General features: G+C 73.9%; 22 protein-coding genes. 14 read left to right on the top strand and 8 right to left on the bottom strand.

Annotation, left to right across the window (positions count from 1 at the left end; all coding sequences use genetic code 11):
- Positions 1 to 68 precede the first annotated feature (68 nt).
- The 8 genes from ACZ60J_RS24870 to ACZ60J_RS24835 all read left to right on the top strand — a co-directional run bounded on the left by ACZ60J_RS24870 (position 69) and on the right by ACZ60J_RS24835 (position 6,120).
- The gene (locus ACZ60J_RS24870) at positions 69 to 590 is read left to right on the top strand and encodes an NUDIX domain-containing protein (protein ID WP_469685068.1); all 522 of its coding nucleotides are present in this window, start codon (positions 69 to 71) and stop codon (positions 588 to 590) included.
- 118 nt (positions 591 to 708) lie between these two features.
- The gene (locus ACZ60J_RS24865; RefSeq protein WP_450908426.1) at positions 709 to 1,107 is read left to right on the top strand and encodes a YidH family protein; all 399 of its coding nucleotides are present in this window, start codon (positions 709 to 711) and stop codon (positions 1,105 to 1,107) included.
- Positions 1,104 to 1,445 (top strand): DUF202 domain-containing protein, encoded by a 342-nt coding sequence (locus tag ACZ60J_RS24860; RefSeq protein WP_469685066.1) that lies wholly within the window; start codon positions 1,104 to 1,106, stop codon positions 1,443 to 1,445. Before ACZ60J_RS24865 ends, ACZ60J_RS24860 begins: the two co-directional genes overlap by 4 nt.
- A 92-nt stretch (positions 1,446 to 1,537) precedes the next feature.
- Positions 1,538 to 1,840 carry a hypothetical protein gene (locus tag ACZ60J_RS24855; protein ID WP_469685064.1) on the top strand — a complete coding sequence of 101 codons (303 nt, stop codon included), beginning with the start codon at positions 1,538 to 1,540 and terminating at the stop codon, positions 1,838 to 1,840.
- 131 nt (positions 1,841 to 1,971) lie between these two features.
- Positions 1,972 to 2,883 (top strand): MBL fold metallo-hydrolase, encoded by a 912-nt coding sequence (locus ACZ60J_RS24850; RefSeq protein ID WP_469685063.1) that lies wholly within the window; start codon positions 1,972 to 1,974, stop codon positions 2,881 to 2,883.
- A 111-nt stretch (positions 2,884 to 2,994) separates the two neighbouring features.
- On the top strand, positions 2,995 to 4,104 hold the full coding sequence (locus ACZ60J_RS24845; RefSeq protein WP_469685061.1) for a phosphotransferase family protein: 1,110 nt from the start codon (positions 2,995 to 2,997) through the stop codon (positions 4,102 to 4,104).
- Positions 4,105 to 4,114: 10 nt separating this feature from the next.
- Entirely contained in the window at positions 4,115 to 5,335 is a 1,221-nt protein-coding gene (locus ACZ60J_RS24840) for an acyl-CoA dehydrogenase family protein (protein ID WP_469685060.1), read from the top strand.
- Positions 5,336 to 5,490: 155 nt separating this feature from the next.
- Positions 5,491 to 6,120, top strand: coding sequence for an acetate uptake transporter (locus ACZ60J_RS24835; protein ID WP_469685058.1), 630 nt, complete (start codon positions 5,491 to 5,493; stop codon positions 6,118 to 6,120).
- Positions 6,121 to 6,135: 15 nt separating this feature from the next.
- Here the strand turns inward: ACZ60J_RS24835 and ACZ60J_RS24830 are convergent, their stop codons facing one another.
- The gene (locus tag ACZ60J_RS24830; RefSeq protein ID WP_469685056.1) at positions 6,136 to 6,507 is read right to left on the bottom strand and encodes a MerR family transcriptional regulator; all 372 of its coding nucleotides are present in this window, start codon (positions 6,505 to 6,507) and stop codon (positions 6,136 to 6,138) included.
- A gap of 63 nt (positions 6,508 to 6,570) precedes the next feature.
- Here ACZ60J_RS24830 and ACZ60J_RS24825 point away from each other — a divergent pair, with 63 nt between their 5' ends.
- Positions 6,571 to 7,749, top strand: coding sequence for an alkene reductase (locus tag ACZ60J_RS24825; protein WP_469685054.1), 1,179 nt, complete (start codon positions 6,571 to 6,573; stop codon positions 7,747 to 7,749).
- On the opposite strand, the gene ACZ60J_RS24820 is transcribed toward ACZ60J_RS24825, so the two are convergent.
- The 3 genes from ACZ60J_RS24820 to ACZ60J_RS24810 form a co-directional block, all read right to left on the bottom strand.
- Positions 7,688 to 8,296, bottom strand: a complete 609-nt coding sequence (locus tag ACZ60J_RS24820) for a TetR/AcrR family transcriptional regulator (RefSeq protein WP_469685052.1) — start codon at positions 8,294 to 8,296, stop codon at positions 7,688 to 7,690. The two genes, ACZ60J_RS24825 and ACZ60J_RS24820, sit on opposite strands and share 62 nt — an antisense overlap.
- A gap of 64 nt (positions 8,297 to 8,360) precedes the next feature.
- Complete coding sequence (locus ACZ60J_RS24815) at positions 8,361 to 10,163, bottom strand: class I adenylate-forming enzyme family protein (RefSeq protein WP_469685602.1); 1,803 nt, start codon at positions 10,161 to 10,163, stop codon at positions 8,361 to 8,363.
- A 44-nt stretch (positions 10,164 to 10,207) separates the two neighbouring features.
- The gene (locus ACZ60J_RS24810) at positions 10,208 to 10,972 is read right to left on the bottom strand and encodes an SDR family oxidoreductase (protein WP_469685050.1); all 765 of its coding nucleotides are present in this window, start codon (positions 10,970 to 10,972) and stop codon (positions 10,208 to 10,210) included.
- 143 nt (positions 10,973 to 11,115) lie between these two features.
- Here ACZ60J_RS24810 and ACZ60J_RS24805 point away from each other — a divergent pair, with 143 nt between their 5' ends.
- The 4 genes from ACZ60J_RS24805 to ACZ60J_RS24790 all read left to right on the top strand — a co-directional run bounded on the left by ACZ60J_RS24805 (position 11,116) and on the right by ACZ60J_RS24790 (position 15,515).
- Positions 11,116 to 12,408, top strand: a complete 1,293-nt coding sequence (locus ACZ60J_RS24805; protein ID WP_469685048.1) for an exo-beta-N-acetylmuramidase NamZ family protein — start codon at positions 11,116 to 11,118, stop codon at positions 12,406 to 12,408.
- A gap of 81 nt (positions 12,409 to 12,489) precedes the next feature.
- The gene (locus ACZ60J_RS24800) at positions 12,490 to 13,848 is read left to right on the top strand and encodes a serine-threonine protein kinase (RefSeq protein ID WP_469685046.1); all 1,359 of its coding nucleotides are present in this window, start codon (positions 12,490 to 12,492) and stop codon (positions 13,846 to 13,848) included.
- Positions 13,849 to 14,013: 165 nt separating this feature from the next.
- The gene (locus tag ACZ60J_RS24795; protein WP_469685045.1) at positions 14,014 to 14,736 is read left to right on the top strand and encodes a hypothetical protein; all 723 of its coding nucleotides are present in this window, start codon (positions 14,014 to 14,016) and stop codon (positions 14,734 to 14,736) included.
- Positions 14,733 to 15,515, top strand: a complete 783-nt coding sequence (locus tag ACZ60J_RS24790; RefSeq protein ID WP_469685043.1) for a 3-keto-5-aminohexanoate cleavage protein — start codon at positions 14,733 to 14,735, stop codon at positions 15,513 to 15,515. Before ACZ60J_RS24795 ends, ACZ60J_RS24790 begins: the two co-directional genes overlap by 4 nt.
- Here ACZ60J_RS24790 and soxR read toward each other — a convergent pair.
- A complete protein-coding gene (gene soxR, locus ACZ60J_RS24785) occupies positions 15,493 to 15,939 on the bottom strand; it encodes a redox-sensitive transcriptional activator SoxR (protein WP_469685041.1) in 447 nt (148 codons plus the stop codon). The two genes, ACZ60J_RS24790 and soxR, sit on opposite strands and share 23 nt — an antisense overlap.
- 123 nt (positions 15,940 to 16,062) lie before the next feature.
- On the opposite strand from soxR, the gene ACZ60J_RS24780 reads away from it, so the two are divergent.
- Positions 16,063 to 16,524 carry a MaoC family dehydratase gene (locus ACZ60J_RS24780; protein ID WP_469685039.1) on the top strand — a complete coding sequence of 154 codons (462 nt, stop codon included), beginning with the start codon at positions 16,063 to 16,065 and terminating at the stop codon, positions 16,522 to 16,524.
- On the opposite strand, the gene ACZ60J_RS24775 is transcribed toward ACZ60J_RS24780, so the two are convergent.
- The 3 genes from ACZ60J_RS24775 to ACZ60J_RS24765 all read right to left on the bottom strand — a co-directional run bounded on the left by ACZ60J_RS24775 (position 16,515) and on the right by ACZ60J_RS24765 (position 18,771).
- Positions 16,515 to 17,150 (bottom strand): TetR/AcrR family transcriptional regulator, encoded by a 636-nt coding sequence (locus ACZ60J_RS24775; protein ID WP_469685037.1) that lies wholly within the window; start codon positions 17,148 to 17,150, stop codon positions 16,515 to 16,517. The genes ACZ60J_RS24780 and ACZ60J_RS24775 overlap by 10 nt on opposite strands.
- A 63-nt stretch (positions 17,151 to 17,213) precedes the next feature.
- Positions 17,214 to 17,525 carry a YiaA/YiaB family inner membrane protein gene (locus ACZ60J_RS24770; RefSeq protein ID WP_469685035.1) on the bottom strand — a complete coding sequence of 104 codons (312 nt, stop codon included), beginning with the start codon at positions 17,523 to 17,525 and terminating at the stop codon, positions 17,214 to 17,216.
- A gap of 94 nt (positions 17,526 to 17,619) precedes the next feature.
- The gene (locus ACZ60J_RS24765) at positions 17,620 to 18,771 is read right to left on the bottom strand and encodes an acyl-CoA dehydrogenase family protein (RefSeq protein WP_469685034.1); all 1,152 of its coding nucleotides are present in this window, start codon (positions 18,769 to 18,771) and stop codon (positions 17,620 to 17,622) included.
- Positions 18,772 to 18,818: the final 47 nt, after the last annotated feature.

The following is an 18,818-nucleotide window of genomic DNA, read 5'->3' as shown; positions in this document are numbered from 1 at the left end:
CCGTCGATGGTGGGGCGATCCTTAGCTACGGAGCAGTAACCAGTCAACAGGCACGGAAGGATCACGGTATGGGCGCGGCCGACGAGGTACTGGACGTGGTGGACCGGGAGGACCGGGTGACGGGGCGCGCGCCGCGGGGCGAGGTGTACGCGGGCGGGCTGATCCACCGCTGCGTGTTCGTGCTGGCGCGGGACGGGGAGGGGCGGATCTTCACGCACCGGCGGACGGCTTCGAAGCTGGTCTTCCCCTCGTGCTACGACATGTTCGTGGGCGGGGTGGTCGGCGCCGGCGAGAGCTACGCGGAGGCGGCGCTGCGGGAGGCGGAGGAGGAACTGGGGGTGGCGGGGCTGGAGCAGCCCGAGCCGCTGTTCAAGTTCCTGCACGAGGGCCCGGGCGGGGCCTGGTGGAGCTACGTGCACGAGGTCCGCTGCGAGCTGCCGGTCCGGCCGCAGGCCTCGGAGGTGGCCTGGCACACGTGGCTGCCCGAGGACGAGGTGGACCGGCGGGTCGCGGACGGCTCCTGGCCGTGGGTCCCGGACGGGCTGGATGCGTACCGCAGGCTCCGGGAGTTCCGCGCCGGGCAGGGGTAGGCCGCCTCTCGCGGGCCCGGCAGGATCCGAAGGAGACGGCCCGGGGGCCGGTGCGGGCGGGCGCGGCCGGCCCGGTGCCGCAGAGGCCGCCGGAGGGGGACGCCAGTAGATTGGCCTGGTGATCGACTTCGTCAAGGACGTGCGGCTGTGGTTCGCACCGGCTCGGGTGAGGGACGAGGGCGAGACCCCCGACTACCGCTTCTCGCTGGCCAACGAGCGGACCTTCCTCGCCTGGATCAGGACCGCCCTGGCCCTGATCGGCGGCGGGTTCGCCGTGGACCAGTTCCTGCCCGACCTGCGGTGGGGGGTGCGCGTGGCGATGGCCTTCGCGCTGCTCGCGGTGGGCGCGGCCTGCTCCCTGCGCGCGGTGAACCACTGGGTGCGGTGCGAGCGGGCCATGCGGCGCGGCGAGGACCTGCCGATGTCCCGGTTCCCGGTGGTGCTGAGCCTGGGGGTCGGGCTGGTCGCGGTGGCCATGGTGGTGGTCGTCCTGCTCGGCTGGACGAAGGGGCGGTGAGCGCCCCGGCCGACGCCGCCGACCGCGAGGGCCCCGGCGGCCGTGACGCGGGGCTGCAGCCCGAGCGGACCCGGCTCGCATGGCGGCGTACGACCCTGTCCTGCGCGGTGGTGGCCGTACTGGCGCTGCGCCAGGCCCTGCACGGGTCCGGCTCCCTGGTGGCGGTCGCCGGGTGCGCGGTGGTCGCGCTGCTCTGGCTCGCCTTCATGGGGGTGGCGCACCGTCGGGTGCGGGAGCTGGCGGCGGCGCGGCCGGCCGGGCTCGCGATGGGTGCGGCGCTGGCCGCGACGGCGTGCGCGGTGGGCCTGGCCGTGTGCGCGATGGCGCTCATCGTGTGAGCCGACGAACCGATGGTCCGCCTTCTGACGCCACCGCGGCGCGTAGCGGACACAAGGGGTGAACCGGGGTGTTCCGCACTAGCGTCGGGGTCATGACGACTCTGCACCAGGAACACCCCGCACAGGAGCACGCCCACGCCCACGGGCCCGACTGCGGACACCAGGCGGTCGAGCACGGCGACCACGTCGACTACGCGCACGACGGCCATCTGCACCGCGAGCACTCCGGACACTGGGACGAATGCGAGCCCTCCGGGCACGCCCCGCACACCGCGCACGAGCACGCCCACGGCGCGGACTGCGGCCACGCCTCGGTCCGGCACGGCGACCACGTCGACTACCTGCACGACGGGCACCGGCATGCGGAGCACGACGACCACTACGACGAACACTGACGACCACTGACGAACACTGACGGCCACTGACGACCACCGACGAACGCTGACGACCGAACCCCCTCTCCCCCCGGGCCGCCGTGACTGGCAGGATGCCGAAGGCCCGTCACAGCAACCCGGGGAGAGCGCAGATGCCCGCCGCAGAGCCGTACGTCGTCCAGCCCGCTCCCGGGGTCTACGCCTACGTGCAGCCGGACGGCGGCTGGTGCCTCAACAACGCCGGTTTCGTGACCGGCGGCGGCCGGACGCTGCTCGTCGACACGGCGGCCACCGAGCGGCGGGCGCTGGCCCTGCGCGCGGCGGTGCTGGCCGCGGGGGCGCCGCTCCCCCGCACGGTGGTCAACACCCACCACCACGGCGACCACACCTACGGCAACGGCGTGTTCGCCCCGGAGGCTCTGGTCCTGGGACACGAGAACGCGCGTTCCGAGCAGCTCGCCGCCGGGCGCCAGCTGGAGCTGATCTGGCCGGCGACCGACTTCGGCTCGCTGGACATCACCGCGCCCGATCTGACGTACGGCGACCGGATGACGCTGTACGTCGGGGAGACCGAGGTGCGGGTCCTCCACCCGGGCGTCGCGCACACCACGGGCGATTCCGTCGTGTGGCTGCCCGAGCAGCGGATCGTCTTCACCGGTGACCTGGTCTTCGCGGAGGGCACGCCGTTCCTGGCGATGGGCTCGCTGGCCGGTTCGCTGCGGGCGCTGGAGCTGTTGCGCTCGCTGGGCGCGGAGACGGTCGTACCGGGCCACGGTCCGCTGACGGATCCCGGTGCGTACGAGGCCACCGAGCGCTATCTGCGGTACGTGGCCGAGCTGGCCCGGGAGGGCCGCGCGAAGGGGCTGACCCCACTGGAGACGGCGCGGCAGGCCGATCTCGGGGAGTTCGCCGGCTGGCGGGAGAGCGAGCGGCTGGTGGCCAACCTGCACCGGGCGTACGCGGAGCTGGCCGGGGAGCCCGAGGGGGTCCCGCTGGACATCCTGGCGGTGCTGCGGGACATGACCGTGATGAACGGCGGTACGCCGATCCTCTGCCACGCGTGACCGGGCCGGCCGGAGGCCGCTTCGGCTCGGGCACTGGACGGCATACCGACTGGTCGGCATCATGGGTCGCGATCGTTCCGTCGTCGTCAACCCCGCACGGAGGCGCGCACCATGACCTCAGCCCCGGACCCGGCCCCCGACCCGGTCCCCGCACCGGATCGCCCCGCCGCTCCTTCCGCGGCCCCCGCCGGCCCGCGGGGCCTCGATCTGGAGCGGCTGCGCGGCCATCTCGACCGGGCGCTGCCGGGTCTCGTGGGCGGGCCGCTGACCGGCCGGCTGATCGAAGGCGGCCGCTCGAACCTCACGTACGAGGTGGGCGACGGGAGCTCCCGGTGGGTGGTGCGCCGGCCGCCGCTGGGGCACGTACTGGCCACCGCGCACGACATGCGGCGCGAGCACCGGGTGATCGCGGCGCTGCACGGCACGGCGGTTCCGGTGCCCGAGCCGCTGCTGCTGTGCGAGGACGAGGGCGTGCTGGGCGCGCCGTTCTACGTGATGGAGTACGTGGACGGGGTGCCGTTCCGGACGGCCGGCCAGCTCGCCGCGCTCGGTCCCGAGCGGACCCGGCGGGCGGTGCTGGGCCTGGTGGACACCCTGGTCGATCTGCACGCCGTGGACCCGGAGGCGGTGGGCCTGGGCGATTTCGGGCGGCCCGAGGGCTTCCTGGACCGGCAGCTGCGCCGCTGGGGCAAGCAGCTCGCGGCGTCCCGGGGGCGGGAGCTCGCCGGGATCGACGAGCTGCACGGGGCGCTCGGGAGCGCCCTGCCCGGCTCCCCGCCGCCCACGGTGGTGCACGGGGACTTCCGGCTGGACAACGTGCTGATCGCGGGAACCTCCTCCGGCACCGATGAGATCCGGGCGGTGCTGGACTGGGAGATGTCCACGCTCGGCGATCCGCTGACGGACCTCGGGCTGCTGGTGATGTACAGCTCCGACCTGGGGCTGACCGACTCCCCCGTCAGCACGACCAGTGCGGCCCCCGGCCATCCGGCTCCCGCCGAGCTGATCGAGCGGTACGCGGCCCGCTCGGGCCGGGACGTCTCGCAGGTCTCCTGGTACACGGCCTTCGCCTGGTTCAAGCTCGCGGTGATCCTCGAAGGCATCCACTACCGCTTCACGCTCGGGCAGACCGTGGGCGCGGGCTTCGACCGGATCGGCGAGCTGGTCCCGGTCTTCATCGAGCACGGTCTGACCACACTCCGGCAACCGCACGAAGGCTGAGGAACCCCCGATGGACTTCGCATTCGACGCCCGTACCGAGGAACTCCGGGGACGGCTCCTCGCGTTCATGGACGAGTACGTCCACCCGGCGGAAGCCGTCGCCGCCGAGCAGCGCGCGCGGCTGGCCTCGCCCTGGGACACCCCGGCCGTGTTCGGCGAACTGAAGGCCGAGGCGCGCCGGCAGGGGCTGTGGAACCTCTTCCTGCCCGACCGCGAGTACGGCGCCGGGCTGACCAACCTCCAGTACGCCCCGCTGGCCGAGATCACCGGCCGCAGCCCGCACCTGGCGCCGACGGCGACGAACTGCGCGGCTCCGGACACCGGGAACATGGAGCTGCTCGCGCAGTTCGGGAACGAGGAGCAGAAGAAGCAGTGGCTGGAGCCGCTGCTGGCCGGGGAGATCCGGTCCGCGTTCGCGATGACGGAGCCCGAGGTGGCCTCCTCGGACGCCACGAACATCGAGACCCGGATCGAGCGTTCCGGGAGCGGCGACGAGTACGTGATCACGGGGCGCAAGTGGTTCATCTCCGGGGCGATGAACCCGGACTGCAAGGTCTTCATCGTCATGGGCAAGACCGATCCGCAGGGCGCCGACCCGCGCCGCCAGCAGTCCATGGTCCTGGTCCCCCGGGACGCTCCGGGGGTCGAGATCCGGCGGGCGATGACGGTGTACGGCTACGAGGACCACGACCACGGCGGTCATGCCGAGGTCGTCTTCGACGGGGTCCGGGTCCCGGCGGGGAACCTGATCGGCGAGGAGGGCGGGGGCTTCGCCATCGCCCAGGCCCGGCTCGGGCCGGGGCGGATCCACCACTGCATGCGGCTCATCGGCATGGCGGAGCGGGCCATCGAGCTGATGTGCCGGCGCGCGGTGGGGCGTACCGCCTTCGGCAAGGAGCTGGCCGCGCAGGGCGTCGTGCAGAACTGGATCGCGGACGCCCGGGTCACCGTGGAACAGCTGCGGCTGCTGGTGCTGAAGACGGCCTGGCTGATGGACACGGTCGGCAACCGGGGTGCGCACACCGAGATCCAGGCCATCAAGATCGCGACTCCGCGGGCGGTGGTGCGGATCCTGGACGACGCGGTGCAGCTGCACGGTGCGGGCGGGGTGAGCCAGGACTTCCCGCTGGCGGAGCTGTGGGCGGCGGCGCGGACGCTGCGGCTGGCGGACGGGCCGGACGAGGTGCACCAGCGCTCGCTGGCGCACCGGGAGCTCAAGCGGTACCGGTAGCCGCCCGAAGGCGGCGGGCGGCGGGCGGCGGGCTGGGACGGGTCCATCGGCCCGCCGCCGGGGGTCCATCGGCTCGCCCGGGACGGCCGTAAGTGGTCCAGACCAGCCCGAGATGTCCGATATCTTGGAATGTCCCCCACCGAAAGTGCCCCGTCATGCCCAGCACCACCCTGCCCGCTCCCGCGCCGACCGCCCCGCAGGTCACGGCCGCCCCCGCCGCCGCGCCGCAGGCCATGGCCAACCCCGGCCCGCTGGGCCTGGCGGCGTTCGCCCTCACCACCTTCGTGCTCAGCCTCTTCAACTCGGGGCTGATCTCGAACGCCGCGCTGAGCGCCGTCGTCCTGCCGCTGGCGCTGTTCTACGGCGGTCTCGCGCAGTTCGTCGCGGGCGTCATGGAGTTCCGCCGCGGCAACACCTTCGGGACCACGGCGTTCGTCTCGTACGGCGCGTTCTGGATGTCCTTCGCCGGCTACGTGAAGTTCGTCGTCCCGACGCTGCCGGCCGACCAGGCGCACGTGGCGACCGGCTGGTTCCTGGTGGCCTGGTTCATCTTCACCGCGTACATGTCGATCGCCGCCATGAAGCTGGACGTCGCGCACCGCGTGCTGTTCGTCTCGCTCGCGCTGACCTTCCTGTTCCTCGCCCTCGGCGACCTGGCGCAGAGCACCGCGCTGGGCCACACCGGCGGCTTCCTCGGCCTCTTCACGGCGGGCGTCGCCTGGTACGTCTCCTTCGCCGTGGTCGCCAAGGAGACCTGGGGCCGCAAGGTCGCACCCCTCGGCTAGGCCGTCTCTTTCGCCCTAGGGCGTCACGGTGCGGCCCGCCGCCGCGTCGATGACCTCGTCCAGCACCTCACGGGACCGGAGCAGATCGGCGATCAGCCGGTCGATCCGGTCCCGTTCCGCGCTCAGCTCGGCGACGAGCGCGGGCGTGGCCCGTACGTTCGGCCCGCCGTCCGCATCGCGCATGCAGGGCAGGATCTGCCCGATCTTCGTGCTGTGCAGGCCGGCCGCGTAGAGCTCCTGGATCCGGATGACCCGGTCCACCGCCCGCTCCGTGTAGTCGCGGTGGCCGCCGGGCGTCCGGTCGGAGACCAGCAGCCCCTGGGTCTCGTAGTAGCGCAGCGAACGCTCGCTGACCCCGGTGCGCGCCGCCAACTCCCCGATCCTCATGTGCACTCCGTCCCGAGTCCCGCCTTGAACCTGACATCGGCGTCAGGTTCTACGGTACCCGGCATGACGCAGACACAGCAGGCCCCCACCGCATCCCCGCTCTTCCGGTCCGCCACCCTCGGCGGGCTCGAACTCCCCAACCGCCTGGTGATGGCGCCCCTGACCCGCAACCGGGCGGGCGCCGACGGAGTCCCCGGGCAGCTGATGGCCGTCCACTACGCCCAGCGCGCCTCGGCCGGCCTGATCATCGCCGAGGGCACCGCTCCGAGCGCCGTGGGGCAGGCCTATCCGAACATCCCCGGCATCCACACCGCGGAGCAGATCGCCGGCTGGCGCCGCGTCACCGACGCGGTGCGCGCGGGCACCGGCACCCCGGGCGGCGGCGCGGCGATGTTCCTCCAGCTCGAACACGGCGGCCGGGTCGGTCACCCCGACACCAGCGGGCACGTCCCGCTCGCGCCCTCCGCCGTACGGCTCCCCGAGCAGCTGCACACCCCCGGCGGGCTGCGGGACGCCGCCGCTCCGCGCGCCATGACGACCGAGGACATCCATGCCACCGTCGCCGACTTCCGGGCCGCGGCCCGCAACGCCGTGGAGGCCGGTTTCGCAGGGGTGGAGGTGCACGCCGCCAACGGCTTCCTGCCCCACCAGTTCCTGGCGCAGGGCACCAACCTGCGGACCGACGCGTGGGGCGGCCCGGTGGAGAACCGGATCCGGTTCACCGTCGAGGTGGTCCGGGCCGTCGCCGAAGCCGTCGGCCGGGACCGGGTCGGCGTACGGATCTCGCCCGGAGTGACGGTCAACGGCATCGAGGAGGGCGACACCGAGGAGATCTATCCCGCACTGCTGGCCGCCCTGGCGGAGATCGACCCGGTCTACCTCCACGTCCTCTACGCCGGCGAGCAGCGGGACCGCTTCCAGGAGCACCGCAAGGCCTGGCCCGGCACGCTGATCGCCAACCAGCTGCTCTCCCGGGAGCAGTTCGCGGCCGACGGCGGCAAGAGCGCCGCCGAACGGCTCCTGGCCGAGGGCGCCGACCTGGTCTCGCTGGGCCGGGGCTTCCTCGCCAACCCCGATTTCGTGGAGCGGCTGCGCGTGGACGCCCCGCTCAACGAGATCCGCTCCGAGTTCCTGATGCACGTACAGGGGGCGGAGGGGTACAACGACTACCCCGTGCTCGCTACGGGCGCAGCGCCCGCAGCAGCAGGTCCGCGAGGTGGTCGGCTACCTGCTGCGGCGTGAGCGGGCCGTCCTCGTGGTACCAGGTCGACAGGTGGTGGACGGAGCCGAAGTGGTAGTCCACCACCAGGTCGGCCGGGGTGGCGTCGGAGAAGACCCCGCTGCGCTGGCCCTCCTCGACGAGGGCGCGGAAGCGCTCGTGGTAGCGCCGGCGCTCCGCCCGGACCTGCTTGGACTTCTCCGGGCTCAGCTGGTGCATGGAGCGGAAGAAGATCGCCGCGTCGTCCAGGTTCTCGATCGTGGTGACCACCACGTCGGCGGCCGCGGCGCGCAGCCGCTCCTCCACCGGGGCGTCGGAATCGGCCACCGCGTCGAGCCGCTGCTGCTGGAGCCGCAGCATGCGCGCGTACACCTCGTGCAGCAGGTCGTCCTTGGATCCGAAGTAGTGGTAGAGCGCGCCCTTGGTGACCCCGGCCGCCTCCACGATCTCCTGGACCGAGGTGCGGTCGTAGCCGCGTTCGGCGAACAGCCTGGTCGCGACGGCGAGCAGCCGGCGCGGTACCGGGGCCTCGTGCGCCCCGACGGTCTCCGTCGTGGTCTTGGCGGCCATGGCTGTCGCCTCCCTTTCGTGGTCCTCGCGGGTGGGGTGCCGTGCGGACGCGGTCCGGCCGTTTTCAGCCGAGGTCGCGTTCGCGCAGTTCCCGTCGCAGGATCTTGCCACTGGTCGTCTTCGGAAGGACAGGCAGGATCTCCACCCGGCGCGGGTATTTGTACGCGGCGAGGCGTTCGGCGCAGTACGCGGACAGTTCCGCCGGGTCGGTCTCGGCCCCGGGGCGCAGGCTGACGTAGGCCTTCACGCTCTCCCCGCGGTAGGGGTCGGGGATGCCGACGACCGCCGCCTCGCGCACGGCGGGGTGGGTGTAGAGCACGTCCTCCACCTCGCGCGGCCAGACCTTGAAACCGGAGGCGTTGATCATGTCCTTCTTGCGGTCGACCACGTAGAGCCAGCCCTCGGGGTCCATGAACCCGACGTCTCCGGTGCGCAGTTCGCCGTCCGGGAAGGCCTTGGCGGTGTCCTCGGGCAGGCCCCAGTAGCCGGGGACGACCTGGGGTCCGCGTACGGCGATCTCCCCGGTCTCGCCGAAGGGGACCTCGGCGCCGCTCTCGTCGAGGATCCGTACGAGGGTGTCGGCGCCGGGCACGCCCACGGAGAGGGTGCCCGAGGCCGGGTCCACGGGGGCTTCGAGGTGGACGGGTACCGAGGCGCAGGGGGCGGTGCATTCGGTGAGGCCGTAGCCGTTGCGCAGGTAGAAGCCGTAGGCGGCGTGCAGCCGCGCGACCAGGGCGGGCGGCAGCGGGGCGCCGCCGGAGGAGACCACCCGGAACGAGGCGAAGTGGTCGGGGGTGGCCCCGGGGTGCGCGGCGAGCGCCATGAAGGCGGTGGCCGGGCCCACGGTGTAGGCGGGGCGGTGTTCGAGGAAGGCGTCGAGGACGGCTCCGGCGTCGAACCGGTGGGCCAGGACCAGGGTGCCGGCGTTGGTGAAGCAGGCGGCGAGCTCGCACACCATCCCGGTGATGTGGAAGAGCGGGGCGAGCGCGAAGTAGCCGGACCCTTCGGGGAGGGGGTGGCCGGTCACCTGGCGGACGGCGTTGTGGGTGAGCGCGCCGTGCGGGTTCATGGCGCCCTTGGGGGTGCCGCTGGTGCCGGAGGTGTAGCTGATGAGGGCGGTGTCGGCGGCCGCGAGGTCCGGGTCGGGCGGGGCGGGGTGGCCCTGGTGGGCCACGGTGTGGAGGTCGGCGGGGTGCACCCCGTCGGGCCCCGGTGCCTCGGCGGACACCGGTGCGCCGGTGGGCCCCGGTGCGCCGGCGGACACCGGGAAGATCCGGGGGTCGTTGCGGGTCTGGAAGTCCGTGTCGTGCGCCGTCAGGGCGACCCGTACGCCCGTCCCGCGGACTGCCCCGGCCAGGTACGCCTCCCAGGCGCCGGCCTCGCAGACCAGGGCGGTGGCGCCGGAGTCGCGCAGGATGTGGCCGACCTCGCCGGACTTGTACATGGGGTTGAGCGGGACCACGACCGCTCCGGCCTTCCAGGCGGCCAGGACGGCGAGGACGAAGTGCGGGGTGTTCTGGAGCATGACGGCGACCCGGTCCCCGCGGCGGGTGCCGTGGGCGGCGAGGTGGCCGGCGAGGGAGTCGGAGAGCGCGTCGGCCTCGGCGTAGGTGAGGCGGCCGTCGAAGTAGGCGAGCGCGGTGTGCCGGGGCGCGCGGGCGACGGCGGCCCGGAAGGCGTGCAGCACGCTGGGCGGGGGCGCGATCGGGGCCCGCTGGACCGGGGTGAGCAGACCGAGCCAGGGCTTGGCGGCGTAGCGGGAGGGCGGGGCCGGGGCCGAGGCGGACGGGTCCGGGGCCGACGGGGACGGGTCCGAGGCGGACGGGTCCGAGGCCGACGTGGACGGGTCCGGGGTCGAGGTGGACAGGTCCGGGGTCGAGGTGGACAGGTCCGGCGACGGGGTGGGGGTGGTCACCGGGTCTCCCATGTGCGCTGGAGGTGGTTCATGCCGCTCAGCCAGCGGTCCGGGTCGGTGGCCCGGGTCGCGTAGTAGTCCGCGACCTCGGGGTGCGGGAGGATCAAGAACCGGCCCTTCTCCATGCCGTCGAACAGTGCGTCCGCGACCGCTTCCGGCTCGATCGCGGTCGGCGCGAGGACCAGCTCGCCCGCCGATCCGGCGGCGGTGAGCATGTCGGTCCGGACCCCCTGCGGGCAGATGGCGTGGACCTGGAGCCCGCGGTGGCGGTAGGTCAGCGAGAGCCACTCCGCGAAGGCGAGCGCGCCGTGCTTGGTGACACTGTACGGGGCCGCTCCGATCATGGTCAGCAGACCGGCGGCCGAGACGGTGGACACGAACCGGCCGCTCCCCCGCTCCAGCCAGTCGGGCAGCAGCAGCCGGGCGGCGCGGACGTGGGCCATGACGTTGACGTCCCAGGCCGACTCCCAGACGGCCTCCTCGGCGAAGGCGTCGCCGCCGGAGGCGAGGCCCGCGTTGGCGCAGTAGACGTCCACGGTGCCGCCGAGCGCCTCGCGGGCCTGCGCGGCCACGGCCGAGGCGTCGCCGGGCACCGCGACGGCACGGCCGCCGATCGCGTCCGCGACCGCGGCGGCCTTGGCGGGGTCGAGGTCGTTGACCGCCACGGTCGCCCCCTCCGCGGCGAAGCGGTGGGCGAGGGCGGCGCCGATGCCGCCGCCCGCGCCGGTGACGACGACTCGCTGGTCCTGGAACGCGTTCACGGGTCCGCCCTTCGTGTGGTGGTGCCTCGTCGTCTGCGCGGCGTCGGCGCAGCGTGCCGGTGCCGGCCGGTGCCTGCCGGATCCGGGCAGACTAACCAGTCGGTATGTCCGGGCGGAAGGGTGCGGAGCCCTACTTTGGCCCGATGACGCTGTCGCGACGCGGGTTGCTGGGTCTGGCGGGGGCGGCCGGCGCCGCGGGCACCTTGGGGGCGGGCGCCCCGGGAACGGGAGCCTTCGGGCCTGGTGTCCCCGGAGCCGGCGCCCCGGGCGGGCGTGCCGGGCGGGTGCGGACCGGGTTCGAGGGGCTCGCCGCGGACGGGTACGCCGTACTGGCCGGTCAGCGGGTCGGCGTGGTCACCAACCCGACGGGGATCACCGCGGACGCCCGCCACCTGGTCGACGTCCTGCACGCGGACCGCCGCGTGGACCTGGTCGCGGTGTTCGGCCCCGAGCACGGCTTCCGGGGCACGGCCCAGGCGGGCGGTTCGGAGGGGGCCGGGCGGGATCCGGCGACCGGCCTGCCCGTGTACGACACGTACGACAAGAGCGGGCAGCGCCTCGCGGACGTCTTCACGGCGGCCGGCGTCGACACCGTCGTCTTCGACATCCAGGACGTCGGCGCCCGCTTCTACACCTACATCTGGACCCTCTACGACTGCATGCGCGCGGCCGCCCTCGCCGGCAAGGCGGTGGTGGTGCTGGACCGCCCCAACCCGGTGGGCGCCCGGCGCGCGGCCGGGCCCGTCCTGCAGCGCCCGTACGCGAGCTTCGTGGGCCGGGAGCCGATCGCGCTGGCGCACGGGATGACGGCGGGCGAGCTGGCCGGGCTCTTCGCGGGCGAGTTCCTCCGGGGAGCCGGCGCGGCCCCGCGGCTGGAGGTGGTGCGGATGGCCGGGTGGCGGCGGGAGTCCTTCTTCGAGGGGACCGGGCTGCCCTGGGTGCCGCCGAGCCCGAACATGCCGACGCCGGGCACGGCCCTGGCCTACGCCGGGACCTGCCTGTTCGAGGGGACGAACCTGTCGGAGGGGCGCGGCACCACCACCCCCTTCGAGCTGGTCGGCGCGGAGGGCGTGGACCGGAGGTGGGCGGAGGCGGCGAACGCCCTGGAGCTGCCCGGGGTCTGGTTCCGGGAGGCCTATTTCACGCCTTCCTTCTCCAAGTACGCCGGGAAGACCTGCGGCGGGGTCCGGCTGCTCGTCCACGACCGGGAGGCCTTCGATCCGGTACGGGCCGGCATCGGGCTGCTGGTCACCGCCCGGCAGGTGTGGAGCGGCTTCGCCTGGCGCTCCGACCAGTGGATCGACCGGCTGACGGGCTCGGACCGGGTCCGGCGGATGGTCGACGCGGGGGCGGGCGTGGAGGAGATCGCGGCGGACTGGGCGGCGGGGCTGGCGGGGTTCGCGGCGGCACGGGAGCAGTACCTGCTGTATCCGTGAACCGGTGGGTGCGCAGGGGCTGTTCGGGCGGCCCGTTCCGCAGGATGCTGCGGACAGGGACACGGCGTGGAGGGGGGCGTCATGGTGCACATCGGCGGGGCGGTGCCCGTGGGGGCTGCGGGGGCGGCGGGGATCGGGGCCCGTCCGTACGTGGAGCTGACCTTCGACGCGCAGGGCGACGCGGGCCCGGGCTCCCGGGAGGCGGTCTTCGGGATCGAGGCCACGGACCTGCTGGTCTTCGCCCACGGATGGAACTCCGACCGGTCCACCGCGGTCCGGCTCTTCGACCGGTTCTACACCCCCTTCGCGGACCTGGTGGGGACCGGGGTGCGGCTGGGGTACGTGGGGGTCGTGTGGCCCTCGATCCGGTTCGCGGACGAGCCGATACCCGACTTCGACGCCCGCGGCGCCGTGGAGGGGGCCGGGGAGGCTGTCGGGAGGCCGGGGCACGGAACGGCTCTGGACCCGGTCACCCGGCGGGCCCTCGGCGCGTTCTGGCCGGGACGGGCGGCGGAGCTGGACCGGATCGCCGAGCTGCTGGAGGAACGGCCCACCCGGGAGGGCGACTTCACCGAGTTCGGTGCGCTCGTACGGGAGCTGGCCGGGGTGGACGGGGTGGGTACGGGCGACGATCTGGCGGCGGCCTTCGCCCCGCGCGAGGTGCCGGACTTCCTCAGCGGGGACGTGCTGCGGGTGTGCCGGGAGTTCACCGACGCCCTGGCCGAGGCGGGCGCCACCTTCCCCGGGGACTCCCCCGGCTTCTCGGCCGGCGGCGGCCTGCGGACGCTGTGGAACGGCGCCAAGGAGGTGCTGCGCCAGGCCACGTACTACCAGATGAAGGCCCGGGCCGGGGTGGTCGGCGAGCACGGCCTGGGGCCGCTGCTGGCGGAGCTGGCCGGCCGCCGCCCGGCCCTGCGGGTGCACCTCATCGGCCACAGCTTCGGCGGCCGGGTGGTCTCCTTCTCCTTGCGCGCACTGCCGTCCGGGGCGCGGAACGTGAAGTCCCTGACCGTCCTCCAAGGGGCCTTCTCGCACTACGCGTTCGCCGACAGCCTGCCGCACGACCGGGGACGCGGGGGCGCCCTGCGCGGGTTGCAGGCCAGGGTCGACGGTCCGCTGACGGCCTGCCACTCCCCCTACGACTCCTCCCTCAAGGTGTTCTACCCGCTGGCCTCCCGGATGGCCGGCGATTCGGCCGGTCTGCTCGGTTTCGACGAGCGGTGGGGCGCGATCGGGCACGACGGGGTACGGGGCGTGCCGGGGACCCCGCGACTGACGCTGGACGCGGCCCTGCGCGACGGCCTGCCCGCCGCGGGCTGCGTCAGCGTCGACGCGGGCTCCGTGGTCCGCCGCGGCGGGGCTCCGTCGGGGGCGCACAGCGACATCTGCCACGAGGAGCTGGCCCGGCTGGTGGTGGCCGCGGGGCGCATGGGGCGCTGAGTTCCGGCCATGTGCCACCCGTACGCCTCGACCGCCCCCGCATGCGCCCGCACCGGGCCGGGCATGTTGGGCACACAGCGCCGGTCCTGTGTCGCACACACGCGGCGAACACAGCGCGGCGGGCACGGCGCCCGGTGCCGGGCGCTCTGCGGAGGTGAAGGTGTGATGGCGGGATTCCGGAGTCTGGCCCATCAGGTGCGCGACGCGCGCAACGACAGGGCCCTGCGGCGCCATTCGCTGCGGCGCTGCCTGGAGCGGTTCGCCCCGTACGGGCACCGCGCGACCTGGTGGCACCTGTGCGACCGGCACGGCATCGGGCCCGAGGACCGGGCGGCGGACCCCTCGCGGCTGGTGGCCGCGCTGGAGGAGCTGGAGGAGGCGCGCGCGGTCTGGCTGGAGTACGAACGGCAGTTCGCGGCGCGCCGTCGGCGCGAGAAGCACGACGGGCTGCGGCGGCCCGAGTGGGCGTGGAGCGGCAGCGGGGACGCGGTGGTGCGGTGCGCCGACCCGGGCGTGCGACCACAGGGGGCGCTGGGCGAGGTGCTCAGACGGCTGGTGGACGCGCTGGAGTCGGAGCCGGGGACGGGGTGTCCCGTGTGCGGGGAGCGGGAACTGCACTGGCCGGTGGCGGCGGTGGCCGCCGGAACCCGGGTGGGCGGGCCGGGCGGACCGGGCGGGGGCAGCGGCGGGGCCGCCGGTGCCGGGTCCGAGCTGCCGGGCGGGGGCAGCGGTCGGTCCGACGGGCCCGGGTCCGACCCCGGCAGGGCTGCGGCCGGTGCCGGGTGGGCGTGGGACGGGCCGGTGTGCGCGGGCTGCGGAATCGTGGTGCCGAGACCGGCGCTCGCGGAGACGGCGCTCCACGGGGCCGATCTGGCGGGCGCGGCGTGAGCACGGCCTCGGCGGGGACCGGAGCGGGAGCGGCGCCGACTCTGGTGGTGGCGCTCAACGGGTCTCGGAATGCTGCCGACGGACCGGCCGTGCCGATGAGCCCCGCGGATCTGGTGGATGCCGCACGGGCCGCGGTGGCCGCGGGGGGCCGCGAGGTGCTGGTCCATGCGCGCACGCCGTGCGGCCGCGAGAGCCTCTCGCCGCGGGTGGTGGGGCCGCTGCTGGAGGCCCTGCGCGAGGCGGGCCTCGGGGCCGGGACCGGCGGCGGGGCGGCCGTCTCCGTGGCCGTGAGCGCGGGGGCCGAGCCGGATCACGCGGGGCGGTCGGCGCGGGTGCGGAGCTGGGCGGTGCTGCCCGACCGGGCGGTGGTGCCGTTCGCGGAGCCGGGAGCCCGGGAACTCGCCGAAGAGCTGCTGGAGCGCGGGGTGGCGGTGGACGCGGAGGTCCCGGTGGGCGGGTCGCCGGAACCGCTGGCGCGGTTCCTGGCCTGGCCGGTACGGGACCCCGCGCGGGTGCGGCTCGTCGCCGAGCCGGCCTGCGCCGACCCGGGGCCGGTGGCCGAGCTGCTGCGCCGGCTGCCCCCGGTGCCGGTGCTGCTGTTCGGGCGGGGGACGGCGGCCTGGCCGGTGCTGCGGCTGGCCGCGCGGTACGGCACCGGGGCGCGGATCGGCGTAGGAGACGTGCTGCACCTGCCGGACGGGCGGGCGGCGCGGTCCAACGCCGAGCTGGTCGCGGCGGCGGTCCGCGCGCGGAACCTCACATCAGCCGGGAGCCGGTGAGGCGTTCGCCGAAGACGTCGTCGGGGTTGGAGAGCGCGCAGTTCTCCAGGGAGAGGCATCCGCAGCCGATGCAGTCGGTCAGATGGTCGCGCAGACGGCCGAGTTGGGCTATCCGCTGGTCGAGCTCGGTGCGCCAGCTCTCGGAGAGCCGGGCCCAGTCCTCGCGGTTGGGCGTGCGGCCCTCGGGGAGCTGGGCGAGTGCGTCGCCGATGCTGGCGAGGGGGATGCCGACCCGCTGGGCGGCCCGTACGAACGCCACGCGGCGCAGGGCGTCGCGGGTGTAGCGGCGCTGGTTGCCGGAGGTGCGGCGGCTGCTGATCAGGCCCTTGGCCTCGTAGAAGTGCAGCGCTGAGACGGCCGCGCCGCTGCGCGCGGACAGCTGGCCGACGGTGAGTTCATGGACCTTCTCGGGAATCTGCGGCACACCGCCGAGGGTAATCGGCCGGGCCGGGATTCGGTGCCCGGTACCTCGTTGACAGATCCACGACGGCCCCAGCATGCTGAGCAGCGCTGAGCAAGCGCTTATTCGCCAGGGAGAGGTACGGGTATGTCCGAGCCGAGGATCTTCACGTCCGCCGAGGAGCTCACCGCCGGGATCGGCGCACCGCTCGGCCCGAGCGACTGGCTGGAGGTGGACCAGAAGCGGATCGACCTCTTCGCGGACGCCACCGGGGACCACCAGTGGATCCACGTGGACCCGGAGCGGGCGGCGTCCGGACCCTTCGGCTCCACGATCGCGCACGGATACCTCACGCTGTCGCTGCTCCCGAGCCTGGTACCGCAGATCATGCGGGTCGAGGGCATGCGCATGGGCATCAACTACGGGGTGAACAAGGTGCGTTTCCCGGCGCCGGTGCCGGTCGGTTCGCGGCTGCGCGCGACGGCGCTGATCACCGAGGTGACGGAGGCGGGCGGCGGAGTCCAGGTGTCGGCCACCGTCACGGTCGAGCGCGAGGGCGGCGACAAGCCGGTGTGCGTGGCCGAGTCGGTGTCCCGCTACTACTTCTGAACTTCCTCCGCTCCCGCGCCCACCATGCGCAGCACGAGGCCGGCGTAGAGCGCGCCGACCTCGTCGGGCGTGCGGCGGCCGTCCGCACTGAACCAGCGGGCGACGTCGATGCAGAGCGACAGCACGGCGAGGGTGGTGCCGGGGACGTCCGGGACGAAGAACTCACCGGACGCGACGCCGTCGGCGAGGATGCGGCGGATGGCCGCGTCGCTCCGCCGGCGCAGGGCCACGATGTCGGAGCGGTGCTCCGGAGCGAGGGCATCGAGCTCGTACTGGACCACGCGCGCGGTGGTGTGATGGGCCGCGTGCCAGCGCACGAAGGACCGTACGGCCGCGTCGAGCCGCTCCGCGGCGCTGCCGGGGCCGGAGGCCGCGGTGTCCAGGATCTCCAGGGCCTTGTCGTGGCCGATCCGGCTGATCCGGTGGAGCAGCTCTTCCTTGGTCTTGTAGTGGATGTAGAGCGCGGCCGGGCTCATGCCGGCCCGCCCCGCGATGTCCCGCGTGGTGGTGGCGTGGTACCCGCGCTCCGCGAAGGCCTCCACGGCGGCGACGAGCAGTCGCCGCGCCGCGTCGGGGGTGACCTCCGACCACGGCCGGTAGCCGCCGATCTCCTCCACGCTGTCCATCACTCGCTCACCCTCGTCGGCCTGTAGGAATGAACAGCTTACCGGAGGGTGGTGAGCAAGCGCTTAGCGATCCTGGGGAGCGGGCTGCTTCGGGACGGCGAAGGGGTCGTAGCCCGTCATGATCTTCTCCATCCTGGCCTGGTCGACCCGGGTGACGATCTGGGTGACCTCCTGGCGGTCGCGGATCACCTTGGCGAGGGTGAAGGCCGAGGTGGTGAGGTAGAGGACGGCGATGCCGAGGAAGGCGCGGACCCAGCCGTTCGCCTCCAGGTTGTAGATCCCCAGGGCGACCGCGGCGATGGCGATGCCGAAGGAGGCGACGGCCTGGCCGTAGTAGGCGCCCGTGTTCTGCTGCTTGACCGGTGTCTCGTTCATGGGTCCAGCTTCGGGCGGGCGGGGGCGCGGCACATCCGTGCACGTACTCACGTACGTACTCAGGAACTTCGGTGCGCCCTCGGGAAGTTCGGGCTCAGAAGGCGGAAACCCCCGTGCGGGCGCGGCCGATGAGGAGCTTCTGGATCTGGCTGGTGCCCTCGTAGAGGGTCATCACGCGGGCGTCGCGCAGCAGCTTGCCGGCCGGGTACTCGTCGATGTAGCCGTAACCGCCGTGCACCTGGAGGGCGTTGCTCGCGGCGCGGACGGCGGCCTCGGAGGCGAAGAGCTTGGCGGTGGAGGACTCGGTGGCGAAGGGCAGACCGCGGTCGATCAGATCGGCGACCCGCCAGGTGAGCAGCCGGGCGGCGTCCACGTCCACGGAGATGTCGGCGATCAGCTCCTGGACCAGCTGGTGGTGGGCGATCGGCTTGCCGAACTGCTCGCGCTGGGCCGCGTAGGAGACGGCCGCGTCCAGCGCGGCCTGGGCGATGCCGACACAGCCTGCGGCCACGGACATCCGGCCCTTGGCGAGGGCCGACATGGCGACGGAGAAGCCCTTGCCCTCGGGGCCGAGCATCGCGGAGGCGGGCACGCGTACGCCGTCGAGGGCGAGTTCGGCGGTGGCCTGGCCGCGCAGGCCCAGCTTGCCGTGGACCTCGCGGCGGGTCAGGCCCGGGGAGTCGGCGGGCACGAGGAAGGCGGAGATCCCGCGGTGGCCGGGGTCCTCGTTCGTCCGGGCGAAGAGCAGGACCACGTCGGCCCAGGTGCCGTTGGTGATGAACATCTTGCTGCCGCTGATCACGTACGAGTCCCCCTCGCGCCGGGCGCGCGTGGTGAGGGCGGCGGCGTCGGAGCCGGTGCCGGGCTCGGTGAGCCCGAAACAGCCGAGGGCTTCGCCCGAGCACAGGCGGGGCAGCCAGGCGCGCTTCTGCTCCTCGCTCCCCCAGGCGGCGACGGTCTTGGCGACCAGGCCCAGGGAGACGGAGACGATGCCGCGCACGGCGGAGTCCCCGCGGCCGAGTTCCTCGGTGACCAGGACGTAGGAGAGGTGGTCTCCGCCGGAGCCGCCGTACTCCTCGGGGACGGTCAGGCCGAGGAAGCCGACGGAGCCGAGCTTCTTCACGATGGCCCGGTCCACGCTCTCGGCGCGGTCCCACTCGGCGGCGTACGGGGCGATCTCGCGCTCGGTGAACGCGCGGGCGAGATCGCGGACGGCGGACTGCTCCTCGCTGAGCTCCAGATTCACCGGGCACCTCCGGGTGGGGACGGGATGGGGTCGGTCGGGGCAGGTCG

Source organism: Streptomyces sp. NPDC104226 (assembly GCF_055584085.1).
This window is presented reverse-complemented; position numbering and strand designations above follow the sequence as displayed.